We start from the raw sequence: 23045 nt of genomic DNA, 5'->3' as shown, positions 1-23045 counted from the left end.
CCGTTCGGGTGTGACGGACAACAAGGCGACGGACCACAAGGCGCACACGGGGAACGAGGCGCACACGGGCAGCGAGGCGCAGGCGGACGCCACGCCGCGGTACGTCCCCGGGCACGGCCTGCTCACCGGCCGCACCGCCGTCATCACCGCCGCGGCGGGCGCGGGCATCGGCGGCGCCACCGCCCGCAGGTTCCTGGAGGAGGGTGCGGCCGTGGTCCTCGGTGACGCGCACGCCCGCCGCCTGGACGCCGCCGCCGCGGCGCTCGCCGCCGAGTTCGGCGCCGACCGCGTCGCCGCGGCGGCCTGCGACGTGCGGAACGAGCGGCAGGTCCACGCGCTGTACGACCTCGCCGAGCGGCGCCACGGCCGACTGGACGCCGTGGTCAACAACGCCGGCCTCGGCGGCACCGCCGAACTCGCCGACATGACCGACACCCAGTGGCACGAGGTCGTCGACGTCACGCTGAACGGCACATTCCGCTGCACCCGCGCCGCGCTGCGCCGGATGCGCGCCACCGGCTGCGGCGGGGTCGTGGTCAACAACGCCTCGGTCCTCGGCTGGCGCGCGCAGGCCGGGCAGGCCCACTACGCGGCGGCCAAGGCCGGGGTCATGGCCCTCACCCGCTGCGCCGCTGTCGAGGCCGCCGGCTACGGAGTACGGGTCAACGCGGTCGCCCCGAGCCTGGCCGCCCATCCGCACCTGGCCAAGGTCACCACCCCCGAACTGCTGGCGGAGCTCACCGCACGCGAGGCGTTCGGCCGCGCCGCCGAACCCTGGGAGGTCGCCAACGTCATCGTCTTCCTCGCCAGCGACTACTCCTCGTACCTGACCGGGGAGGTCCTGTCGGTCAGCGGCCAGCACCCGTGAGGCGAGAATGGCCGGGTGCCGAAGAACAGCAAGAAGACCCCGGTGAGGCCGTCGCCCGAGCGGCGCGAGGAACTGCTGGCGACCGCCGCCGAGGTGTTCGCCGCGCAGGGCTACAACGCGACCACCGTCCGCAGGATCGCCGACGCCGCGGGGATGCTCGCGGGGAGCCTCTACTACCACTTCGACTCCAAGGAGTCGATGCTCGACGAGATCCTCTCCACCTTCCTGGACGAGCTGTGGGCCCGGTACGACGCCGTGCTCGCCTCCGGACTCGGCCCCCGGCAGAAGCTGGAGGCGCTCGTCACCGAGTCCTTCCGGGAGATCGACCGGCACCGCGCCGCCGTCGCCATCTACCAGAAGGAGTCCAGGCACCTGCTGGACCAGCCGCGCTTCCACTACCTCGCCGACTCGCAGGTGAGGTTCGAGCAGGCGTGGCTGGGCACCCTGGAACGCGGAGTGGCCGACGGGGCCTTCCGCGCCGACCTCGACATCCGGCTGACGTACCGCTTCGTGCGCGACACCGTGTGGGTCGCCGCCTCCTGGTACCGGCCGGGCGGACAGCACAGCCCCGAGGAGATCGCCCGCCAGTACCTGTCGATGGTGCTGGACGGCATCGCCCTGCGGGAGTGACGACAGCGACGAAGGAGCGGCAGCCATGGCCGAGGCATACATCGTCGAAGCGGTACGCACCCCGGTCGGCAAACGCGGCGGCGGGCTCGCCGCCGTCCACCCGGCCGACCTCGGCGCCCATGTGCTGCGCGCCCTGATGGCGCGCTCGGGCGCCGACCCGGCCGCCGTCGAGGACGTCGTCTTCGGCTGCCTGGACACCGTCGGCCCGCAGGCCGGGGACATCGCGCGCACCTGCTGGCTGGCCGCCGGGCTGCCGCAGGAGGTCCCCGGCGTGACCGTCGACCGGCAGTGCGGCTCCTCCCAGCAGGCACTGCACTTCGCGGCGCAGGCCGTGCTCTCCGGCACCCAGGACCTGGTGGTCGCGGGCGGCGTGCAGAACATGTCGCAGGTGCCGATCGGCTACGCCAGCCGCCAGGCCGCCGTGCCGCTGGGGCTCGACCAGGGGCCGTTCGCCGGGTCCGCGGGCTGGCGCGCCCGGTACGGGGAAGCGCCGGTCAGCCAGTTCCACGGCGCCGAACTCATCGCCGAGCAGTGGCAGATCACCCGCGAGGCGATGGAGGAGTTCGCCCTCCGCTCCCACCGGCGTGCCGTCCGCGCCCGTGACGAAGGGCGCTTCGACCGGGAGCTGGTGCCGTACGGCGAGGTGACCGCGGACGAGGGGCCGCGCCGCGACACCTCACCGGAGAAGATGGCCGGCCTGCGCCCCGTGCTCGACGGCGGCCGGATCACCGCCGCGCTCTCCTCCCAGGTCTCCGACGGCGCCGCCGCGCTGCTCCTCGCCTCCGAACGCGCCGTGCGCGAGCACGGGCTGACCCCGCGCGCCCGCGTCCACCACCTGTCGGTGCGCGGCGAGGACCCGATCCGGATGCTGACCGCGCCGATCCCCGCCACCGCGCACGCGCTGCGGAAGACGGGGATGGCCATCGACGAGATCGACCTGATCGAGATCAACGAGGCGTTCGCCCCGGTGGTACTGGCCTGGCTGAAAGAGACCGGCGCCGACCCCGAACGCGTCAACGCCAACGGCGGCGCCATCGCGCTCGGCCATCCGCTGGGCGCGACCGGCGCCCGGCTGATGACCACCCTGCTGCACGAACTGGAGCGCACCGGCGGGCGGTTCGGCCTGCAGACCATGTGCGAGGGCGGCGGCCAGGCGAACGTGACGATCGTCGAACGGCTCTAAGGACTCCTAACGAAATGATCTTCAAGGTGGTTGGACCACTCCGAAACTGATGATCTGGGGGTGCTGGGTCGCTCGGCCGAAGCCATGGGAAGTCGACGACGAGCTGTGGGCGGTGCACGCTGCGCCGAGGAGAACGACCGCACCACTGCCGTGACCGTGCGCCCCGAGCCGGGCGGTGCCCTGAAAGGTCTGTACCGGCCCGCCCCGAACCGTGTGATCGGAGCCGGTGGAAGGTAAATGCGTCGACAGCGCCCCTCGGTACCCGGCAAAGTGGCCGCCCGTGACGAGCAGTGAGCTGTGGACCCGTGCGACCGCCGACCGCTACGACGCCGAGGAGGCCGAGACGTCTTCGGCCGCCGTTCTCGGACCGACTCTCGCCTTCCTCGCCGAGCTCGCCGGAGACGGCCGGGCACTGGAGTTCGCCATCGGAACCGGACGAGTGGGAGTCCCGCTCCGGGAACGCGGCGTGCCGGTAGTGGGCATCGAACTCTCCGAGCACATGGCAGCGGTGCTGCGGCGCAAGATCGACGAGGACAACCTCCCGGTAGTCATCGGGGACATGGCCACCACCGTCGTTCCCGGCGAGTTCACCCTGGTCTATCTCGTCTACAACACCATCACGAACCTGCTCACGCAGGACGAGCAGGTCGAGTGTTTCCGCAACGCCGCACGGCATCTGGAGCCCGGCGGCCGATTCGTCATCGAGCTGGGCGTGCCGCCGCTGCGGTTCCTGCCGCCCGGCCAGGTCGCGGTGCCGTTCGACGTCTCTGAGCGGCATCTCGGCTTCGACACCTTCGACCTGGTCGAGCAGATTCTCGTCTCGCACCACTTCACCCGCGACGGCGACGACGGCCGCTACCGCCGCGACAACTCCCGGCACCGGTACGCCTGGCCGGCAGAGCTCGACCTGATGGCACGGATCGCTGGGCTCGAGATGGAACGTCGCGTCGCGGACTGGGACGGGGCGCCGTTCACCCAGGACTCCGCGAAGCACATCTCCGTGTGGCGCAAGCCAACCTGAGGTCGGCCACCGGGCCGTCAACGTAAGCCGTGCCTGTCTTGAAACTCCTACCGGGAGTTCAGGCGTCGCCAGCAGATCAGTGCGCATCCGAGGGTGAGGAAGGCTTCGTGGATGTCGTCGCGGATCTCCCAGCGGATCCGCAGGCGGCGGAACCAGTGCAGTTGAGCGAATGCTCGCTCCACGACCCAGCGTTGGGCGCCGGGGCCGCCGACTCACCAACTGAAACGACGTGTTAGGCGCGACGCCGCCGCTGCTCGGCAGCATTTCGAAGCACCGCTCCTCGGCCGGCCCCTCGGCGTCGGGACAAGCAGCACCACGTCGCCCGGTTCCTCATCACCAGCCCCGCCACCGACCGTTGAACTTCCCGCGCCCGGACCGGGGATCAGGCTGCTTACACCTGCGAGAACAGCGCCCCGAAGAAGAACCCCAGTCCAATCACCGCGAAGAGCGCCCCAAGTCCGACGGCGAGCCACCACAAGCTGTTGCTCTCGGCCGGGAGTGTCCAGCGGGAGGGATCCGCTGGGTCGTAGCGGACCTCGACCCGGGCGCCGATGGCCAAGGTCTCGTCGAGGGGGCGGGCTATGTCCGACCTGGTTTCCATGGGCCGGTTGTCGGCCGTGGTCCAGGCGATGACCGGGAAGTACACGGTGGTCCCGGAGCTCCGGATGATGATCGTGGCATCCCCATGCCCCTGCATCTGGGTCGGTTCGTGGCGGGTCACCACGCCCTGCGCCCTGATGCCCGTCAGGACCAGTCGCCGAATCTGCCGGACCTTGAGGTACGCCGCCACGCCGATGACGGCTCCCATCGGGGTGAAGGTCAGGGAAAAGACCCAAAGGACGGCGGAATGGGACATGGAATCTGTTCCGATCAGCAGCGGTGGACAGCGGCAGGGTGCGACACGTTCCTATCGCACGACGCATCATCGGGAAGCCCCCGGGGGCGACCCGGCGCCCTCCTGCCATCGGTTCGTCCGATCTCTCGTGAGGGCTGATCCTGGGTTTGTCAGATGGTGCTGGATGCCCGTGGGTTATCAACGGTGTCCCGTGTGGCCTGGTCAGACGTGTGATGATCACGGTGTGGGTGTGGTGGTGTCCGCGTCGGGGCCGGGCTGGGTGGGGCTGTTCTCGGGCTGAGCGAGCGGCCGTTGCGCAGGCTCGTGGGGCTTGTCCGGGGTCGGGGTGGCGACGGGCCAGCCGCTCGCCGGCAGCCGCCGCGACGCCCGTGCCTACCGGGAGTCGGGCGTCGACCGCGTGGTGAAGAACGCACCTGTCCTCGGCGACGGCGGCCATCGCGGCCCCTCCGCTCTGATGCTGCACTGGCCACGGAAGAACCGGCCCTCACGCCGGAACAGGAAGCCGACAACGCGATACACCGCCGGGCACGGGCCCGCGTCGAGCACGCCTTCTCTCGGACGAAGACCTACGAGATCCTCCGCGACTGCCGCCTGCGCGGCGGCGGAGTCCACCAGGCCATGCTCGGTGTAGTCCGGCTGCACTGGGGGCCGCTGACGGGACCGAATCCGACCGATCGCGGCAAGAGCGGATCGAAGATCCACCTGATCACGGACCGGAACGGACTGCCGCCGTCGCTGGGGATCTCAGGCGCGAACATGCACGACAGCCTCGGCCTGGAGCCACTCGTACGCGGCATCCCGCCAGTCCGTTCCCGCCGCGGCCCCCGTCGCCGACGACCAGGGAAGCTGCATGCCGACAAGGGCTACAACTACGACCACCTGCGCCGATGGCTCCGCGAGCGAGGCATCCGTCACCGCATCGCCCGCAAAGGCATGGAGTCCTCACAGCGGCTGGGCCATCATCGCTGGGTGGTCGAGCGCACCGTGTCATGGCTGGCTGCCGACGCCTGCACCGCCGCTACGAGCGTAAGGCCGAGCGCTTCCTCGCCTTCGTCGGCATTGCCGCAGCCCTCATCGGCTACCGACGACTCACCAAGTGAAACGACGTCTAAAGGGTGTTGCAGAAGACTGTGTTCTGGCAGGTCAGGGCGGGGTTGTGGCTGTTCTGGTCATGCGGCGAGTGTGAGGTTGTGCATGTGGGCGACGGCCTGGACGGCGTGGTGGAGGCCGTTGCCGCGCTGTCGGCAGTCACGCAGGATCTTGTAGTTCTTCATGCGGGCGAAGGTGTGCTTGACGCGGGCGCGGACTCTGCGGTGCTCTGCGTTGTCGTCCTCCTCGCCCGGCAGCAGTGGCCGGCCGGGGCGTTTGCGGTGCGGGGCGATGAGCCCGGTGTTGATGTAGGCGCCGTCGCCCAGCACCGTGACTCCTTCGCAGTGCCGGGCAAGGCCGGAGTTCCGCCAGACATGGGCGTCGGCCCTGATACCCGGAGCAGGGCGGCGGTGCCCACCACGAGCTTCGTGTCGGCGTCGATGATGACCTGCACGTTCGCCGAGAAACGGTAGTTACGGCTGGAGGCACCGACGGTCCGGTCGCGGACCGGGATCAAGGTGCCGTCCACGATCCACAACCGATCCGCGGCATCGGCGGGCGGGGAAGCCGGTTCGAGGGCAAGGAGGGGAGGCAGTCGCTGGATGACGCGGCAGACCGTCGCGGGCGAGACTCCGAACAGCGGCGCGAGCTGTCGCATGGTGAGGTTCGTGCGGTAGTAGACGGCCACCAGCAGCACCCGATCCGCCAGCGGCAACCGCCACGGCCGTCCACCACCGGGACCGTTGCCACCCCGCTCCCGCACCACCCGCACCAGGCCCTCGAACTGTCGCATCCGCAGCCCGGTGAACATCTCCACCCACAACGGTGCAACCCTCAACACTCCAGCCATACACGGGAAATGCCCGGATCACAGCCTTCTGCAACACCCTTAAGGCGGACACAGGCCCGCCGCCTTGCCTTCCGGCCAAGCCCCTCGGCGCTACGGGGCGGGCAGCGCGGCCAGGGCCGCCCGCGCCTCGTCCATCACCCGCCCCACCAGCTCCGCACACGACGGCAGGTCATCGATCCGCCCCACCACCTGGCCCGACGCCATCACCCCCAGATCGGTCCTGCCGTCCACCATCGACGCCTTCAGCAGCATCGGCGTGTTGGCCGCGAGCAGCACCTGGCTCCAGGTCAGTTCCCTGTGGCGTTTGAGCGCCAGGCCGTCGCGCAGCAGCCGCGGCCAGCTCAGCCCGGACAGCCGCCGGAAGGCCGCGGCGTGTCGCACCGCGTGGCCGAGCGCGGCGGCGCGCCCGGACCGCTCCAGCGCCTCGACCAGTTCCCCGCGCAGCATCCGGTGCGGCATGCCGTCGACCCGGGTGGTGACGGCGGCGTCGGCGGCGGACGCGGCCAGATAGCGGGCCTTGACGGCGTCGGGGACGGTGCTGTCCGACGTCAGCAGGAAGCGCGTGCCCATGGCGATCCCCGCGGCCCCGTACGCCAGCGCCGCCACCAGCCCCCGGCCGTCGCAGAAGCCCCCGGCGGCCACCACCGGGATCCCGACGGCGTCCACGACCTCCGGCAGCAGGACGGTCGTGGCGACCTGACCGGTGTGCCCGCCGCCCTCGCCGCCCTGCACCACCACCGCGTCCGCGCCCCAGGCCGCGACCTTCTCGGCGTGTCGCCGCGCGCCGACCGTGGGGATGACGACGACGCCCGCGTCCTTGAGCCGGGCGATCAGCTCCCGGGAGGGCGCCAGCGCGAACGAGGCGACCGCCACCTTCTCCTCGATGACGACGCGGACCCGGTCGGGCGCGTCGGCCGCGTCCGCCCGCAGGTTCACGCCGAACGGCGCGCCGGTACGGGACGCGACCTCCCGTACCGCCGCGCGCAGCCCGTCCACGGTCATGGTCGCGGAGGCGAGGATGCCCAGGCCCCCGCGTTCGCGACGGCCGACACCAGCCGGGGCCCGGCCACCCAGCCCATGCCGGTCTGCACGATCGGGTGCGACACGCCCACCAGCCGGGTCAGCGCGGTCTCCATCAGCCCGCCACCTCCCGCTCGCGCAGCCCCTCCGGATCGAGCACCTCCCGGATCAGCCGCAGCTCGTCCGCGGTCGGCTCCCGGGTGACCGGCACGGCCTGCGGCATCCGCAACGCGAACCCGGTCGCCGCCCGCACCTGATCGGCCGTCACCCCCGGGTGCAGGGACCGCACCCGCATCGTGCGGTCCGGCGTCTCGAAGTCCAGCACCGCCAGGTCGGTGACCACGCGCGCGATGCGGTGGAACCGGGTCGCGGACGGCCCGGCCGCCGCGGCCCGGTCGTACCCCACCCCGCAGACCATGTCCACCCGGGGGACGAACACCCGGGGACTGTGCCGCGGAATCCAGTAACTCGTCGGGTTGTTGAGCGTGTTGACCGGCGCGCCGCGCACCCCCAGCAGCTGCCGCGCGGGTCGCCGCCAGTCCCCGATGCAGGAGATGTTCTGGTTGCCGTACCGGTCGAGCTGGGCGGCGCCCATCATCACGTGCCGCCGGCCGCCGGTCACCAGCGACAGATGCGCGCGGTACGGTAGCCAGCCCTCGGTCTCGCCCGCCGCGTCGACCAGCACCGCCTCCCCGTCGGTGAGCAGCAGCCCGGGGGAGAAGGTCAACCGGGCCAGGCGCGCCGCGATAGCGGGCACCGTGCCCATCGGGCTCGCCAGCACCTCCCCGGCGCCGCGCCACGCCTCGGCGCAGGCCACCACACAGCACTCCGCCCGCGTCGCCGTCATGCCCCCTCCTCCGCCTGCTCCATGGCGAATGCCGCCACCGCGGCCTGGTAGTCGCGCTCGTCCCCGGACAGGAACCGGGCGGTGAACTCCCGCCAGGCGGCCGGATCGGCGGCGGCCCGCACGTAAGCGCGCTGGAACGCCTCGTCGCGCCCGTAGTCGGGGCGCAGGAGGTGAAGTGCGCGCCGTGCGGCGTCTCGATCACCCCGGTCACCGTGTGCCGCTTGACCAGCAGCGTCTGCGGGCCGCCCGCCACGGCCAAGTCGGCGGTGGGCACGACGCGCTCACACGACATGTACGCCTCCGCCGCCGCCTCGCAGAACAGGTCGTCGAAGTACGGGTCGGGCCCCAGGTACTGGCCGTTGCCGCGCGCGTCCGCCCGGTTGAGGTGCACCAGCGCCGCGTCCAGCCGCAGCGCGGGCACCGCCACCAGCTCCTCCCGGCCCGGATACGGGGACCTGACCGTGCGCAGCCCGGGGTTGACGGCCATGACGTCCGAACCGAGCCCGGCCCGCACCGGCATGAACGGCAGCCGGTGCGCGGCGGCGGTCAGCCCCCACATCACCATGGCCTCGTCCAGCTCCGTCAGCTCCAGGCCGCCGCGCTGCCGCGCCGCCCGGAACCACGGCTCCAGCGCGATCGAGTCCAGCGTCGCGAACGCCGCGACGAGCGTGCGGATCTTCCCGGCGGCGGCCAGCAGCCCGACGTCGGGGCCGCCGTAGGAGACGACGGTCAGATCGGTCACATCCGACCGCAGCAGGGCCCGGACCAGGGCCATCGGTTTGCGCCGGGAGCCCCAGCCGCCGATGCCGATCGTCATCCCGCTCGCCAGCTGGGCGACGGCCTGATCCGCCGTCATCCTCTTGTCCCGCGAAGCATCGGAGGCCGTCATTGACCCGGGGGAGGCCGTCATGTCCGCTCCTCTCCGAACGTGTCGCGGACCCGCCGCGCCACGCCGTCCAGCCCCGCCTCGAAGGTGAAGCCCTGCTCGTAGCGGTAGCTGCGGCGCACGTCCACAGTGTCGATGCCGTTGAGCGCGGCCTTGGCGAGCCGCAGGAGCGTGCCGTCCTTCGCCGCGATCTCCCGGGCCAGCGCGACGGCCGCGCCACGCAGCTCGCCCCGGGGAACGACCGCCCAGACCGAGCCGTGCCGGTGCAGCTCGGCCGCGCTGACGGTGCGCGAGGTGTAGTACAACGCGCGCATCAGGTGCTGCGGCACCAGCCGGGCCAGGTGGGTGGCCGCGCCGAGCGCCCCCCGGTCCAGCTCCGGCAGCCCGAACGCGGCGTCGTCACTGGCCACGATCGCGTCGGAGTTCCCGGCCAGACCGACCCCGCCGCCCAGGCAGAAGCCCTGCACGGCGGCGACCACCGGCACCTCGCAGTCGTACACGGCCGCGAAGGCGGCGGCGCAGCCCCGGTTGGCGCCCAGCAGCGCCGTGTGCCCCGGGTCGCGCCGCAACTCCTTGAGGTCCACACCGGCGTTGAAGCCGCGTCCGGCGGCGGCCAGGACGACACAGCGGGTGCCCGGCTCGGCGCCCGCGCCGCGCACCGCTTCCGCCAGGTCGTACCAGCCCCGTACCGGCACCGCGTTGACCGGCGGGAAGTCCACCGTCACGACGGTGACGCCCGGTTCGGGGACGGAGGTGGAGACACCCATGACTGGATCAGCTACCTTTCCACCAAACGTTTGTTAGGCGTACGGGTACGGAGAAGGTAGCAGCGACCGGCCGCGCGCGGGAGGTGCCAGATGGCCGTCACCATCGATCTGAGCGGACGAGTCGCCCTCGTCACCGGCGGCACGCGGGGCGTCGGCGCGGGCGTCAGCCGCGCCCTGCTCGCCGCCGGGGCCGAGGTGGTGGTCTGCGCGCGCCGCCCGCCCGAGCGCCCCGTCGAAGCCGCCGGGCGCGCCGCCCGGTTCCTGCCCGCGGACGTGCGCGACCCGGACGCCGTGCACCGCCTCCTGGAGCGGGTGCGCGCCGACCACGGCAGGCTGGACACGCTGGTCAACAACGCGGGCGGCACCCCGTACGGGCTGCTCGCCGACGCAGGTCCCCGACGCGCCGCCCGCATCGTCGAACTGAACCTCACCGCGCCGCTGATGGTCTCCCTCGCCGCCTTCCCGCTGCTGCGCTCCGGCCCCGGCGGCGGATCCGTCGTGATGATCGGCAGCGTCAGCGGCACCCGCCCGTCGCCGGGCAGCGCGGCCTACGGCGCGGCCAAGGCGGGACTGGAGAACCTCGCCCGGTCCCTGGCCGTCGAATGGGCCCCGCGCGTCCGGGTCAACACCGTCGTCCTCGGCATGGTCCGCACCGAACGCACCGGGCCGCACTACGGCGACGACGCCGGGGCGGCCGCCGTCGCCCGCACCGTTCCCCTGGGCCGCCTCGCCGAACCCGCCGAGGCGGGCGACGCCTGCGTCTTCCTCGCCTCCCCGCTCGCCGCGTACGTCAGCGGCGCGCGCCTGGAGGTCCACGGCGGCGGCGAGCGCCCGGCGTTCCTCGACGCGGCCGCCGCCCACCTGCCCGTCACCGGCACCGGCCGGGAACAGAAGGAGGAGTGAGATGGCGGGACTGTGCCAGGGCCGGGTGGTGGCCGTCACCGGCGCCGGCCGCGGCCTGGGCCGCGCGCACGCGCTGGCCTTCGCGGCCGAGGGCGCCCGGGTCGTCGTCAACGACCTGGGCGCCGGCCCGACGGCGCGGGGCGCTCGGCCGACCCCGCGCAGCGGGTCGCCGACGAGATCCGCGCCCGTGGCGGCGAGGCGGTCGCGCACGGCGCCGACATCACCACGGCGGAGGGCGCCGCGTCCCTGCTGGCCACCGCCCTCGACGCCTTCGGCCGCCTGGACACCCTCGTCAACAACGCGGGGTTCCTGCGCGACCGGATGCTGGTCAACCTCGGCGAGGACGACTGGGACGCCGTCGTACGCGTCCACCTCAGGGGCCACTTCCTGCCGCTGCGGCACGCCGCACGGCACTGGCGCGCCGAGGCCAAGGCGGGCCGCACCCCGGTGGCCCGCGTGGTCAACACCAGCTCCGGCGCCGGGCTGCTCGGCAGCGTCGGCCAGAGCGCCTACTCCGCCGCCAAGGCCGGGATCCTCGGCCTCACCCTGGTCGCCGCCGCCGAACTCGGGCCGTACGGCGTCCAGGTCAACGCCCTCGCACCGGCCGCCAGAACCCGGATGACCGAGGACACCTTCGCCGCCGAGATGGCCGCCCCCGACCGGCCGGACGCCTTCGACGCCATGGCCCCGAGAACGTCTCCCCGCTCGTGGTCTGGCTCGGCTCGGCCGCCTGCGACCAGGTCACCGGACGGGTCTTCGCGGCGGAGGCCGGCCGGATCACCGTGATGGAGGGCTGGCGCCCCGGACCGGCCACGGACAAGGGCGCGCGCTGGACCCCGCGGGAGGCGGGCGCCGCGGCCACCGCCCTGCTCGCGGCGGCCGCGCCGCCACAACCGGTGTACGGGGCACGCTGACGCCGGCCGCCGCGCCCCGCGGGCGGGAGCGGCGGCCGGCGTCAGCCGCTCAGCCCGCGGGGAGGGTGAGGCGCTGCCCGGGGAAGATCACGTCGGGCCGCGGGCCGACGGTCTCGCGGTTGGCGTCGTACAGCGCGCGCCAGCCACCGCTGACCGACAGACGCAGCGCGATGCGTGACAGGCTGTCACCGCTGACCACCGTGTACGTCCCCGATGCGCGGCGCGGCCCGTCGCGGTGGGGGCGCGCCGGTGCCGGTGCGGGTGCGGACGCGCGGGGGGTGGCGCTGGGTGCCCTGTCGGGTGTGGCGGGGGCGGTCCGCGGGGCGGCGGGAGTGGTCCGTGGGGCGCCGCCCGCGGTCCGCGTCAGACCGGCCCGGACCGAGCACGTCGGCCACGCTCCGGGACCCTGCCGGCCCAGGACCGCCTCCGCGATGGCGATCTGCTGGGACTTGGTCGCCAGGTCGGCCCGGGCGGCGAACCTGGTGCCGCCGTACGCCTCCCAGGTCGCCTGGCTGAACTGCAGCCCGCCGTAATGGCCGTTGCCCGTGTTGCTGCTCCAGTTGCCGCCGCTCTCGCACGCGGCGACCCGCTCCCAGGTGTCGGCCGAGGCCGCCGCCGCGCTGCCGGCGCCGGCGCCGAGTATCGGAAGAGCGAGCCCGGCTCCCCACGCGGCGAGAGCCGCGCTCAGCGGAAGGACGCGGTGGCTGGGCGATGCGGGACGGCGGTGGATTCCTCGTACGGCCATAGGACCCGTTCCTCTCGGCTGCGGTATCGGATCGCCCACCCGTCCTCGGGCGGGCTGCCACGAGTACGGCAGCGGAGCGGCGCAGGTCACAAGGCGCAACCGCGCTCGCGGACCGCCTCGCGCCGTCGTGCGCCATCGGCTGGTGTGCTGATGCCCCGTCACTTATGGCGGGTGGGCGCACGGCGAGAGGGCGGGCGCACGGAGCGGCCGGGCCCGGCGGGCCGGCCGGCCGCCCGCGTCCCTGACGAGCGGATTCCCGGACGGCCGGGGAGGTCCACGGCGGTACGCGGAACGGGTGGATGGCCGACCGGGGGCGCACACCGCTCGGCACCCTGCGATGAGACGCCCGGCGAGCCACCCCCGGTCCACCCCCCCGCCGCGCTCTCCCCCGCCACCGTCGGCCGATCGGGCGCCCCGGCGCGCCGGATGCCGACCGGCGCTGCGCTCAGGGCCCTCGCCGCGCCGGATGCCGACTGGCGCCGCGCTCGGAGCCCTCGCCGCGCCCCTAGCCCTCGCCGCGCCCCTAGCCCTGGTCGCGTTCGGCCCGGACCAGCCGCAGCGTCACGATCTCGAACGGCCGCAGGTTCAGCGCGACCCGGCCGCCGGCGTGCTCGGCCGGTCCCGTCGGCCGTTCCAGCAGGTCGCACACCGACGCCGACGCCAGCGGGAACCCCGCCACGAGCCCGCTGCGGACCCGGCCGCCCCGGGACTCGTACAGCCGGACCACCACATCCCCGCTGCCGTCGTCCGCGAGCTTCACCGCGCTCAGCACGACCGCGTCGTCGCCCGCCGTGACCAGCGGAACCACCTCCGCGTCGCCCGGCACCCGCCGCTCCGGAAGGTTGATGCGGTAGCCCTCGCGCACCGCGTCCCCGATCCCGGCGCCCGGTACCAGCGCGTACCGGAACCGGTGCCCGCCCTGGTCGGTCCGCGGGTCGGGGAAGCGCGGCGCGCGCAGCAGCGACAGCCGCACCGTCGTCGTGGTGCCGCCCGCTCCCGATGTCACAGCCTCGGGGCGGACGGCGCGGGTCACGTCGTAGCCGTACGTCGAGTCGTTGACCAGCGCCACGCCCCAGCCCGGCTCCTCCAGATGCACGAAACGGTGCGCGCACGCCTCGAACTTCGCCGCGTCCCAGCTGGTGTTGGTGTGCGTGGGCCGGTACAGATGCCCGAACTGGGTCTCCGCCGCCGTCCGGTCGGCGTGCACATCCAGCGGGAACGCCACCTTGAGGAACTTCTCCGTCTCGTGCCAGTCCACCGTCGTCCTGAACTCCACCCGCCGTTCGCCCGCGGGAAGCGTGATCAACTGCGCGACCCGCGACGAGCCGAAGGCCCGCACCACGTACACCGAATCCTCGTGCAGGGGATCCAGCGACTCCACCCCGTCCGTCAGATCGGTCACCGTGTTGCGGTAGAAGTGGTCGACGTCCCACGCGTCCCACATGTTGGGGAAGTCGGGGTGCAGCTGGAGCAGGTTGCCCACCTGGTCCGGAGCGAGCGTCTCCCGGTCCGCCGTCACGTCGTACACCGACACCAGCAGCCCGCGGCCGTCGATCTCCACCCGCAGCAGCCCGTTGTCCAGGACGAAGCCGCCGCCGTCCCGGGGAACCCTCGACACGGCACCCGGGTCCGCCCCCGCCCCCGGCACCGCGCCGCCCGCCGGCACCCCGCCCCGCTCGTGCGGCGCCGCGTTGAAGACGACCGACCCGCCCGCCGCGCCGTCCCGGCCAGCGCCGCCTGCGCGGCGCCGATGATCCGCTTCAGCTCCTCGGCGACCGCCGCGTACGTCGCGGCCGCCTCCCGGTGCACCCAGGCGATCGACGAACCGGGCAGGATGTCGTGGAACTGGTGCAGCAGCACCGTCTTCCACAGCCGGTCCAGGTCCTCGTACGGGTACGGGAAGCCGGTCCGCACCGCCGCGGTCGCCGCCCACAGCTCCGCCTCGCGCAGCAGATGCTCGCTGCGCCGGTTGCCCTGCTTGGTCTTCGCCTGGCTGGTGAGCGTCGCCCGGTGCAGCTCCAGATACAGCTCGCCCACCCACACCGGCGCGTGGGCGTACTCCGCGTGCGCCTTCTCGAAGAACGCCGACGGCTTCTCGAAGACGACCCGTGCCGACCCCTCCAGATCCGCCAGCCGCTTGGCGCGCGCCAGCATCTCGCGCGTCGTACCGCCGCCACCGTCACCCCATCCGGTGGGCGCCAGCGACCGGGTCGCCGCCCCCTTCTCCTGGAAGTTGCGCACCGCGTGGGCCAGCTCCGCGCCCGACAACTGCGCGTTGTAGGTGTCGATCGGCGGGAAGTGCGTGAAGACGCGGGTGCCGTCCAACCCCTCCCACCAGAACGTGTGGTGCGGGAACTTGTTGGTCCGGCTCCAGGAGATCTTCTGCGTCAGGAACCACTTCGCGCCCGCCAGCCTCACCAACTGCGGCAGCGCGGCCGAGTAGCCGAAGGTGTCCGGCAGCCACACCTCCTCGGTCTCGATCCCGAACTCCTCCAGGAAGAACCGCTTGCCGTGCACGAACTGCCGGGCCAGCGCCTCCGACCCCGGCATGTTGGTGTCCGACTCCACCCACATGCCGCCGACGGGCACGAACCGGCCCTCCGCGACCGCCTTCTTCACGCGCGCGTACACCTCCGGCCGGTGCTCCTTGATCCACGCGAACTGCTGCGCCTGCGACATCGCGTACACAAACTCCGGCTCGTCCTCCAGCAGCGCCGTCATGTTCGACGTCGTACGCGCCACCTTGCGCACCGTCTCCCGCAGCGGCCACAGCCACGCCGAGTCGATGTGCGCATGCCCCACCGCGCTGATCCGGTGCGCCGAGGCGTGGGCGGGCGCGGCCAGGACGTCCGCGAGCAGCGCCCGGGCGCGGGCCGCCGTACCGCCCACGTCCTGGAGGTCGACCGCGTCCAGCGCGCGCTCCACCGCCCGCAGGATCTCCCAGCGGCGCGGGGAGTCCCCCGGCAGCTCAGGCATCAGCTGACCCAGCACCTCCAGGTCCTGGACCAGCTCCCACACCTCCGTGTCGAAGACGGCCAGGTCCATGCGGGCCAGCCGGTACCGCGGCTCGCGGCCCGCCGTCTCCTTGTCGCCCAGCTCGGTCGGCCGGAACGGGTGGTAGTCGAGGATCACCGGATTGGACGCGGCCTCGATGTGCAGCACCACCCGCTCCCCGCCCGCCACCGGGGCCCCGACCCGCACCCACTGGTTGCGCGGGTTGAGCCCCTTCACCGGTGAGCCGTCCGGCCGGTAGACCAGCCCCTCGCACTGGAAGCCGGGCATGTTCTCGTCGAAGCCCAGGTCCAGCAGGGCCTCCACGGTGCGGCCCGCCCAGCCCTCGGGCACCCGCCCGCTGACGGTGAACCAGCTGGTGCCCCACGGCGGCCCCACGCGTCGCCCACCGTGATCGGGGTCCGCGGGGCGGCCAGCCCCTCGGCGACGGGCACGGGCTCGTCCGGCGCGTTCCAGACCCCGACCTCCAGCGGCACGGACTCGGGGTGGACGGCCGGGAGGATCCTCTCCTCCAGCACACGCTTGAGACGGGCTTCGGTGACGTCGCGGTCGCTGTGCATACGGCTCCTTGGGTGGGCTACCAGGTGTACGTGGCAACGGACGGCGCGGACGGGGCGAACAGCTCGTCGACAGCCCGCACCTCGATCCGGGTCACCGCTTCGCCGCGCGTACGGCGCAGCGCGGGGACGTAGAAGGCGGTGCCGCACGTGCCGCCGAGGAACCGGCGGCCCCCGCCGGGCAGCACCTGACACAACTCGTAGTGGCGCAGCGGACCGGGGGAGCGGCCCCAGACCAGCCGCAGCGCGGCCGACCCGTCCGCATTCTTCCCCGCCGCCGCCACCTTGCACGCACCCGGACGCGCCGGGCCGGCGGGGGCGGCGTCACGCACCGCCAGCGCGCCCAGCCGCCAGCGGACGGCGCCGCCGCCGGGCGCGGTCAGCCGCACGCCCAGCGCGTGGACCGTGACGGTGCGCGGGTCGCCGAGCGGGCCCCGCAGCCGCCGCCCCGGCCGCAGTGTCACCGAGGTCCAACCGTCGCCCGCCGCCAGGGTCCCCGCCGGTACGAAGGCGAACCGGTACGGCTCCCCGGGGGCGCCCGGCTCCTCCAGCGCGACCGCCAACTCCACCCGCACCGCCGCCGAACCGGCGTCGGCGCGGTGCGTCAGCTCCACCACCGTCGCCTCCGACAGCGGCAGCCGCACCGCATGCAGTTCGACGGTGGCGGGGGCGGCCAGCGCGCCGTCCACCAGCAGACTGCTGCCGCCGCGCCACGCGTCGGCGAAGTCGAAGCCGACCCGCGGCCGGGTGCCCGCGGTCCGCACCACCCAGCGGCGGCCGGGCAGCCGGTCCTGGAGCCCCAGATGGTTCCACGGGGTCTCGGAGAGCACCTTGCCGCGCTCGTACCAGCGCAGCCCGTGCCCGGTGTTGAAGGCGCACGCGAACGGCAGCGCGGTCACCGTGGACCGGTCGGCGACGGAGAGCGCGGGCGCCCGCCAGGACGCGCCTGCGTCGGGCGCGGACGGATCCAGCGACGGCCCGGTCCAGAACCGGTCGTCGCGGGCGTGGAAGGCGGCGGGCGTGCGCTGGTCCGACGGCAGGCCGGTCCAGGTCCACTCGGGCCGGTAGAAGCCGTACGACACCACGTGCGGCCCGTCCGGCGGGACGATCGCGTCCCAGTCGACCGGGGTGTCCCAGCCGCGCGCCTCGGTGTCGATCCCGGCCCACAGCTCGTAGCGGTCGCGGCCCATGTCCGTGGCCAGCCCGGCGGAGGCGGCCAGCCCCGACCGGCTCCAGCCGAAGTTCACGAACATGCTGTCGGACGCCCGGAAGAAGTCGGCGTTGCGCTCGTTGAGCCGGTTCTGCCAGCTCACCGCGCCGGTGTCGATCATGGAGTCGTACCAGGTCACCCGCAGCCCGCCGGACCGCTCCCGCAGATGGCGCAGGAAGCCGCGCATGTCGGCCGCGAGCGCCGCGTCCCCGCCGCCGGTCTCGGCGTTGACGAACCAGCCGTCGAACCCGTACGCCCGCGCCACCGCGATCAGCTTGTCCGCGACCGGGAACCCGCCGTCCGCGCCGCGCCGCACCAGGTCCCGGGTCCATCGCAGCTGCCCGCCGTACGCCGCGGGCGGCAGAAACACGGTGCCCAGGACCGGCACCCCGTTGCGGTGCGCGGCGTCCACCACGGGCGCGTTGGGCGCCAGGATCAGGCCCTCACCGGAGGAGCCGCCCCAGAAGACGAGCTCGTCGAGGTACGCCCAGTGGGTGAGCGCGTAGCAGTCCGCTGTCGGCGCGCCCTGGGAGGGGTTGCGCGAGGTCGGCGCGAACGCGGCGAGCGCCTGGACGCGGGCCTGCCCGGCGCGGGCGGTGGCGTTCGGGGGTACGGGCGCGAAGCGATCGGCCAGGGGCACGGTCGCCGTGTTGTACGGCAGGTCCCCGTCGGACTCGGGCGTCCATTCCTTGAGGCTGCGCCAGACGACACCGGGGTCCGGGGTGCCGCTCGGCAGGCTGCCGGGGAACCAGTACGAGGCGTACGGCTGGAGGTCGGCGGCAGTCCGTGCGGGTGCGGGTGCGGGTGCCGGTGCCGCGCCGACCGCGGCCGCGCGGCCCGCCGCGAGGCCGAACGCCGCGGTGGCCGCCCCGGCGGCGAGCAGGCCGCGCCGCGCGGGGCCGGTCGACGGGCGGTGTGCGTGGGGTCTGTCGCTCACGGGGTGCTCCTCTGCTCGGGGTTGGCGAGTGCGGGTGGGACGGCCGCGCGCGGTGCTCTCACCCCCACCCCGCCCCTTCCCGTAACCGGGGCAAGCCCCCGGGCCCCCAGCGCCCTCCAGGCGGCCCTTGGCGGAGCGCCCCGCATCAGTGTCGGCCGTCCGGCGCTTGGGAGGCCCCTGCGGGCGTGGGGACCCCAGCGCGCTTCCGAGGGGGTCGGGGCCTCGGCCTCCTCGGACCCGGGGTCCGGGGCGGAGCCCCGGTATCGGGAAGGGGCGGGGTGGGGGAGGGGCCCGCCGTGGGCGGCTGCGCATGCGGCTAGCCGACGCCGTCCGGGGTGACCAGCTCCGTAACGCCGCGCGCGGCCAGATACGCGGCGTCGCCGATGCGCTCGGCCAAGACGCAGGCCGGCCGCCCCCCGGCCCCCGCCAGCCGCATCCACGCCTCGAAGTACGCGCCGCCCGGCGCGCACACCGCCCGCCCCGCCCCCGGCTCCAGCACCAACGCCGTCGTGCGCGGCTCCGGCCGCGGCGGGCGGTCCCGGTACGCGCGGACGACCGCCGCGATGGCCTCCCGGCGGGCTTGACGCGCCGGTCGTTGGTGAGCAGGCCCAGGCCGTACTCCAGCTCGGGGAAGTCGGCCAGTGCACGGTCGACGTCATGCGAGCACCACCACGTCACTCCCCACACGTCCGGGCAGTCCAGCGCGTGCCGCACGGTCGCCTCCGTGAAACGCGCCGCTCGGTCGGGCGGGATGTGCGGGGCGGGGGCGCCGACCTCCTGGAGCCAGACGGACCGGTGCGGATCGTCCGCCCACGCCTTCGACAGCTCGATCAGGTACGCGGCGTGCAGCTCGGTGGCGGCGCCGTCCGCGCCGTGCCGCTGGGCGGTGCCGTTGAAGACCCAGGAGTGCACGGCGGTGACCGCTCCGATGCCCGCCGAGTGCGCCGGGGTGAAGGGGTGGCCGTCCCGGTACCAGGCGACGTCGTACGAGGCGTGCACATGCCGCCGACCGGGCGCGCCCCGCTCGCACGCGTCCAGCATCCGCCGCAGCCACGCCCCGGCCTGGTCCGGCGTGACCGGGTCGGGGTCGGGGTGCGGGGCGCCGGAGAACTGGTTGAACTCGTTGCCGACGGTCATGCCGAGGAAGTTCGGCCGGTCGGCCAGCGCCGCCGCGAGCGTGCGCAGGTAGTCGGCCTGGGCCTCGACCACCTCCGGGTCGGTGAAGAGGTTGCGGCGGTGCCAGGTGGTGGTCCACGACGGTACGAAGTCGAAGCTCGACAGGTGGCCCTGGAGGCCGTCGACGCCGACGTCCAGCCCGCGTTCGGCGGCCGCGTCGACCAGTCGGCCGAGCTGGTCGACGGCACGCGGCCGGATCAGCGTCCGGTTCGGTTGGAAGAGCGGCCACAGCGGGAAGACCCGGACGTGGTCCAGGCCGAGCGCGGCGACGGAGTCCAGGTCGGCGCGGACCGCGTCGAGGTCGAAGTCCAGCCAGTGGTGGAACCAGCCCCGGGTGGGGGTGTAGTTGACGCCGAAACGCAACGTAAGGTCCTTTCCTTCTCGGCCTGACGGTCGGCACGGTCAGCCCTTTCGGCAGGGTCAGCCCTTGACGGCGCCCTCCACGACGCCGCGGAAGAAGTACCGCTGGAGGCAGAGGAACAGCACGAGCAGCGGGGCGACGGCGATGATCGTGCCCGCCGCGACCAGCCGGGGGTCGCCCGCGAAGGTGCCGTGCAGATAGGTGAGGCCCACGGTCAGAGTGAACTTGTCGGAGTCGGAGAGCACGATCAGCGGCCACAGGAAGTCGTCCCACGCCCCCATGAAGGCAAAGATCGCGACCACCGCGAGCGTGCCCCTGACGGACGGCAGCGCGATCCGGGTGAACCGCTGCCAGACGTTCGCGCCGTCGATGACCGCGGCCTCCTCGGTCTCGTACGGCACGGCGGCGAACGCGTTCCGCATCAACAGCACGTTCAGCGCGCTGACCGCGCCCGGCAGCACCACGGCGATGAGCGTGTTGTTGAGCTCCAGCTCCCGCATGGTGGTGAACTGCGCGATGACGATGGACTCCAGCGGTACCAGCAGCGCCGCGACGAACGCCAGCGTGGCGGCTCTGCGGCCGCGGAACCGCAGCCGGGCGAGGGCGTACCCGGCCAGGGACGCGCCGACGCAGTTGGTGACGACGTTGGTGACCGCGACCTTCAGCGAGTTCAGCGCGTAGTCCCACACCGGGACGATGTCCGCGACGCCGGAGTAGTTGGCCAGGGTGGGGTCCTCGGGCAGGAGGCGCGGCGGCGAGGTGTAGATGTCCTCCGTGCCGCCCTTGAGCGAGGTGGACAGCTGCCACAGAAACGGGCCGACGGTCAGCGCCAGGACCGCGAGCAGCAGCAGATAGCGGATGGCGGTCCCCCAGCGGGTCGGGCGTGTCACCGCTCCTCCTTCCGGTCCGCGCGCAGCACCACCAGCATCAGCAGCAGGGTGAGGGCGAAGACGACCAGCGAGATGGCCGACGCGTAGCCGACCCGGCCGTTGAGACCGGTCCCCACCCGCTGGACCAGCATGACCAGCGTGGTGTCCTGCCCCGCGGGGCCGCCGCTGGGCCCGGCCAGCAGATACACCTCGGCGAAGACCTTGCACGCGGCGACCGAGGACAGCGCCCCGACCAGCACCATCGTCGACCGGACCGCGGGCACGGTGACATGGACGAACCGGCGGACCGCCCCCGCCCCGTCGACGGCGGCGGCCTCGTGCAGCTCGCGCGGCACGTTCGCCAGCGCCGCGAGATAGATGACCATGTAGTAGCCGAGCCCCTTCCACACCGTCAGCGCCATGGCGCTGAACAGCAGCAGCCACTGGTCGCCGAGGAAGTTCACCGGCCCGGCCCCGAAGAACTCCAGGAGCGCGTTGACCAGGCCCCGGTCGTCCAGCACCCACTCCCAGATCAGCGCGACCACGACGACGGAGGCCACCACCGGGGTGTAGAAGGCGGACCGGAAGAACGACACGCCCGGGATCTGCCGCCGCACCAGCAGCGCCAGCAGCAGCGGCAGGACCACGGTGAACGGCACCACCAGCGCGACGTACAGCAGACTGTTGCGCAGCCCCACCCAGAACTGCTCGTCGTCCAGCATGGTCCGGAAGTTCTCCAGACCCACCCACCGGCCTTCCGACAGCGTCCGGGCGTCGGTGAACGCCTGGTAGACGGTGGTGAGGAACGGACAGAGCGTGAAGGCGGTGACGACCGCCAGCCCAGGCAGCAGGAACAGCCAGGGGCTGGCCGCCCGGTGGGTGCGCACCGGCGCGGCGGGGCGGCCGCGCACGGGTGTGGCGGGACCGCTGTCCACCGGCGCGGCGGGGCGGCGCCGCATCAGCTCTGCCGCAGCAGCTTGTTGCTCTGCTCCACGGCGTCGTCAAGGGCGTCCTGTGGCGACTTCTTGCCCTGGAGCGCCTTGGCCACCTCGTTCTGCAGGATCGTCTTCATCTCGTCGCTCATCACCACGGGCGTGTAATTCACCGCGCCTTTCAGCATTCTCGCGGCCGCCACCCGGACCCGGCCCTCGTCGGTGCCGTCGTCCTTCGACCAGTACGGCTTCTCCAGAGATCCCTTGGTGCTCGGAAAGATCGCCACCTCGTGCGCGAAGGACTCCTGGTTCCGCTGATCGGTGACGAAGTGCGCGAACGCGACGGCCGCCGCCTTATGGCCGCTCCGTTCGTTGACCGCCAGGCCCATCACGTACATGTTCGGCTTTCCGTTGTCGGTCGGCGTGTCCGTGATACCGAGATTCCGGTACAGGCTCGGCGCGTCCCGTTTGAAGGTCTCCAGGTCGTGGGCGCTGCCCGGATTCATCGCGACCTTCTGGGACAGGAACTTCTGCCCGGCCTTCTCCGGAGTCATCGTCAGCACCTGGGAGTCCAGACCGCCGTTGTCGTACAGCTCCTTGTACCGGGTCAGCAGCTCGACGCCCTTGGGCTCGTTGTACGTGAACTCCGTCGCGTCGTCGTTGACCAGCCGTACGCCGTAGCGGCCGAAGTCCTCGACGGCCGGCGTGCCCGCCAGGGTGGCGATCTTCCCGTCGGACGCCTCGGCCATCTCGTTGGCGGCGGCGAACAGCTCGTCGAACGTCCGCGGCGGCTTCTCCGGGTCGAGGCCGGCCTTCCTGAACAGCGCCTTGTTGTAGAACAGCGGCCCGGTGTTCAGATACCAGGGGAAGGCGTAACTGCCGTCCAGGCCGGGCAACGCGGTGCCCTGCCACGCCTCCGGGGTGTACTCCCCTTTGAACCTGTTACTGGCCCGCTCCTTGTCCAGATTCATCAGCAGCCCGGCCTTGGCCAGGGGATACGACAGGTCGGGCGAGACATTGACGACATCGGGCAGGGCGCCCGCACCGGCGTCGGCGCTGAGCTTCTCCGCGTAGTTCTCGCCGGGCTGGTCCCGCCATGTGACGTGGACGTCCGGGTACTTCGTCTCGAATTCCTCGATGAGGCCGTTGAAGTAGTCCTTGAAGTTCGCCCGCAGATTCCAGGTCTGGAAGGTGATGTCGCCTTCGATCTTCCCGTCCGCGCTGCTGCCGCCGCCGTCGCCGGATCCGCCGCACGCGGTGAGCGTGACGGCCGAGAGGACAAGGGGAAGGGCGGCGGCAACGGATCTCCAGGACATGCGCATGGCTGCGAGCTCCTTCGATCGGTCCAGCGGGGCCGCTCAAAAAGCTGCACCTTTACGGCGTGTTGCGTCAAGGGTTCCGCCAACACACTC

Annotated in this window: 13 protein-coding genes and 8 pseudogenes; 7 read left to right on the top strand and 14 right to left on the bottom strand. The window is 73.0% G+C overall.

Translation table 11 applies throughout. The annotated features are described in order from the left end of the window. Window positions 1-10: 10 nt before the first annotated feature. From Q3Y56_RS01445 to Q3Y56_RS01430, 4 genes are all read left to right on the top strand, one after another. The gene (locus tag Q3Y56_RS01445) at window positions 11-868 is read left to right on the top strand and encodes an SDR family oxidoreductase (RefSeq protein WP_304460165.1); all 858 of its coding nucleotides are present in this window, start codon (window positions 11-13) and stop codon (window positions 866-868) included. A 15-nt stretch (window positions 869-883) separates the two neighbouring features. Beyond that, window positions 884-1498, top strand: coding sequence for a TetR/AcrR family transcriptional regulator (locus Q3Y56_RS01440; RefSeq protein WP_304460164.1), 615 nt, complete (start codon window positions 884-886; stop codon window positions 1496-1498). Window positions 1499-1523: 25 nt separating this feature from the next. Next, on the top strand, window positions 1524-2681 hold the full coding sequence (locus tag Q3Y56_RS01435) for an acetyl-CoA C-acetyltransferase (RefSeq protein ID WP_304460163.1): 1158 nt from the start codon (window positions 1524-1526) through the stop codon (window positions 2679-2681). A 280-nt stretch (window positions 2682-2961) separates the two neighbouring features. Next, complete coding sequence (locus tag Q3Y56_RS01430) at window positions 2962-3702, top strand: class I SAM-dependent methyltransferase (RefSeq protein WP_304460162.1); 741 nt, start codon at window positions 2962-2964, stop codon at window positions 3700-3702. 47 nt (window positions 3703-3749) lie between these two features. On the opposite strand, the pseudogene Q3Y56_RS01425 reads toward Q3Y56_RS01430, so the two are convergent. Next, window positions 3750-3893, bottom strand: a pseudogene (locus tag Q3Y56_RS01425) (IS5/IS1182 family transposase); the annotation flags it as partial. A gap of 200 nt (window positions 3894-4093) precedes the next feature. After that, the gene (locus tag Q3Y56_RS01420) at window positions 4094-4558 is read right to left on the bottom strand and encodes a DUF3592 domain-containing protein (RefSeq protein WP_304460161.1); all 465 of its coding nucleotides are present in this window, start codon (window positions 4556-4558) and stop codon (window positions 4094-4096) included. A 645-nt stretch (window positions 4559-5203) separates the two neighbouring features. On the opposite strand from Q3Y56_RS01420, the pseudogene Q3Y56_RS01415 reads away from it, so the two are divergent. After that, window positions 5204-5658, top strand: a pseudogene (locus Q3Y56_RS01415) (IS5 family transposase); the annotation flags it as partial. Window positions 5659-5727: 69 nt separating this feature from the next. Here Q3Y56_RS01415 and Q3Y56_RS01410 read toward each other — a convergent pair. From Q3Y56_RS01410 to Q3Y56_RS01390, 5 genes and pseudogenes are all read right to left on the bottom strand, one after another. After that, window positions 5728-6497, bottom strand: a pseudogene (locus Q3Y56_RS01410) (transposase family protein). 90 nt (window positions 6498-6587) lie between these two features. Then, window positions 6588-7633 (bottom strand): annotated as a pseudogene (locus Q3Y56_RS01405) (NAD(P)H-dependent flavin oxidoreductase). Continuing rightward, window positions 7633-8364 (bottom strand): CoA-transferase subunit beta, encoded by a 732-nt coding sequence (locus Q3Y56_RS01400; RefSeq protein WP_304460160.1) that lies wholly within the window; start codon window positions 8362-8364, stop codon window positions 7633-7635. Before Q3Y56_RS01400 ends, Q3Y56_RS01405 begins: the two are co-directional and overlap by 1 nt. Further along, a pseudogene (locus tag Q3Y56_RS01395) lies at window positions 8361-9253 on the bottom strand (CoA transferase subunit A). The gene Q3Y56_RS01400 and the pseudogene Q3Y56_RS01395 overlap by 4 nt, the downstream one beginning before the upstream one ends. A gap of 17 nt (window positions 9254-9270) precedes the next feature. Beyond that, window positions 9271-10017, bottom strand: coding sequence for an enoyl-CoA hydratase family protein (locus Q3Y56_RS01390; RefSeq protein ID WP_304460159.1), 747 nt, complete (start codon window positions 10015-10017; stop codon window positions 9271-9273). Between the two features lie 90 nt (window positions 10018-10107). Here Q3Y56_RS01390 and Q3Y56_RS01385 point away from each other — a divergent pair, with 90 nt between their 5' ends. Both Q3Y56_RS01385 and Q3Y56_RS01380 read left to right on the top strand, forming a co-directional pair. Continuing rightward, the gene (locus tag Q3Y56_RS01385) at window positions 10108-10920 is read left to right on the top strand and encodes an SDR family oxidoreductase (protein WP_304460158.1); all 813 of its coding nucleotides are present in this window, start codon (window positions 10108-10110) and stop codon (window positions 10918-10920) included. Window position 10921: 1 nt separating this feature from the next. Continuing rightward, window positions 10922-11834 (top strand): annotated as a pseudogene (locus tag Q3Y56_RS01380) (SDR family oxidoreductase). A gap of 49 nt (window positions 11835-11883) precedes the next feature. Here the strand turns inward: Q3Y56_RS01380 and Q3Y56_RS01375 are convergent. The 7 genes and pseudogenes from Q3Y56_RS01375 to Q3Y56_RS01345 form a co-directional block, all read right to left on the bottom strand. Next, window positions 11884-12579, bottom strand: a complete 696-nt coding sequence (locus Q3Y56_RS01375; protein ID WP_304460157.1) for a transglycosylase family protein — start codon at window positions 12577-12579, stop codon at window positions 11884-11886. 523 nt (window positions 12580-13102) lie between these two features. Beyond that, window positions 13103-16151 (bottom strand): annotated as a pseudogene (locus tag Q3Y56_RS01370) (alpha-mannosidase). Window positions 16152-16168: 17 nt separating this feature from the next. Continuing rightward, a complete protein-coding gene (locus Q3Y56_RS01365) occupies window positions 16169-18295 on the bottom strand; it encodes an endo-beta-N-acetylglucosaminidase (RefSeq protein WP_304460156.1) in 2127 nt (708 codons plus the stop codon). 316 nt (window positions 18296-18611) lie between these two features. Further along, window positions 18612-19834, bottom strand: a pseudogene (locus tag Q3Y56_RS01360) (glycosyl hydrolase). 57 nt (window positions 19835-19891) lie between these two features. Continuing rightward, a complete protein-coding gene (locus Q3Y56_RS01355) occupies window positions 19892-20722 on the bottom strand; it encodes a carbohydrate ABC transporter permease (protein ID WP_304460155.1) in 831 nt (276 codons plus the stop codon). Next, on the bottom strand, window positions 20719-21660 hold the full coding sequence (locus tag Q3Y56_RS01350; protein WP_304460154.1) for a carbohydrate ABC transporter permease: 942 nt from the start codon (window positions 21658-21660) through the stop codon (window positions 20719-20721). Before Q3Y56_RS01350 ends, Q3Y56_RS01355 begins: the two co-directional genes overlap by 4 nt. After that, on the bottom strand, window positions 21660-22955 hold the full coding sequence (locus Q3Y56_RS01345; RefSeq protein ID WP_304460153.1) for an ABC transporter substrate-binding protein: 1296 nt from the start codon (window positions 22953-22955) through the stop codon (window positions 21660-21662). The genes Q3Y56_RS01350 and Q3Y56_RS01345 overlap by 1 nt, the downstream gene beginning before the upstream one ends. Window positions 22956-23045 lie beyond the last annotated feature (90 nt).

It is taken from the genome of Streptomyces sp. XD-27, from assembly GCF_030553055.1.
Lineage (GTDB): Bacteria > Actinomycetota > Actinomycetes > Streptomycetales > Streptomycetaceae > Streptomyces.
Note: the sequence above shows the minus strand (reverse complement) of the source record. Positions and strands in the feature narration are given on the sequence as shown.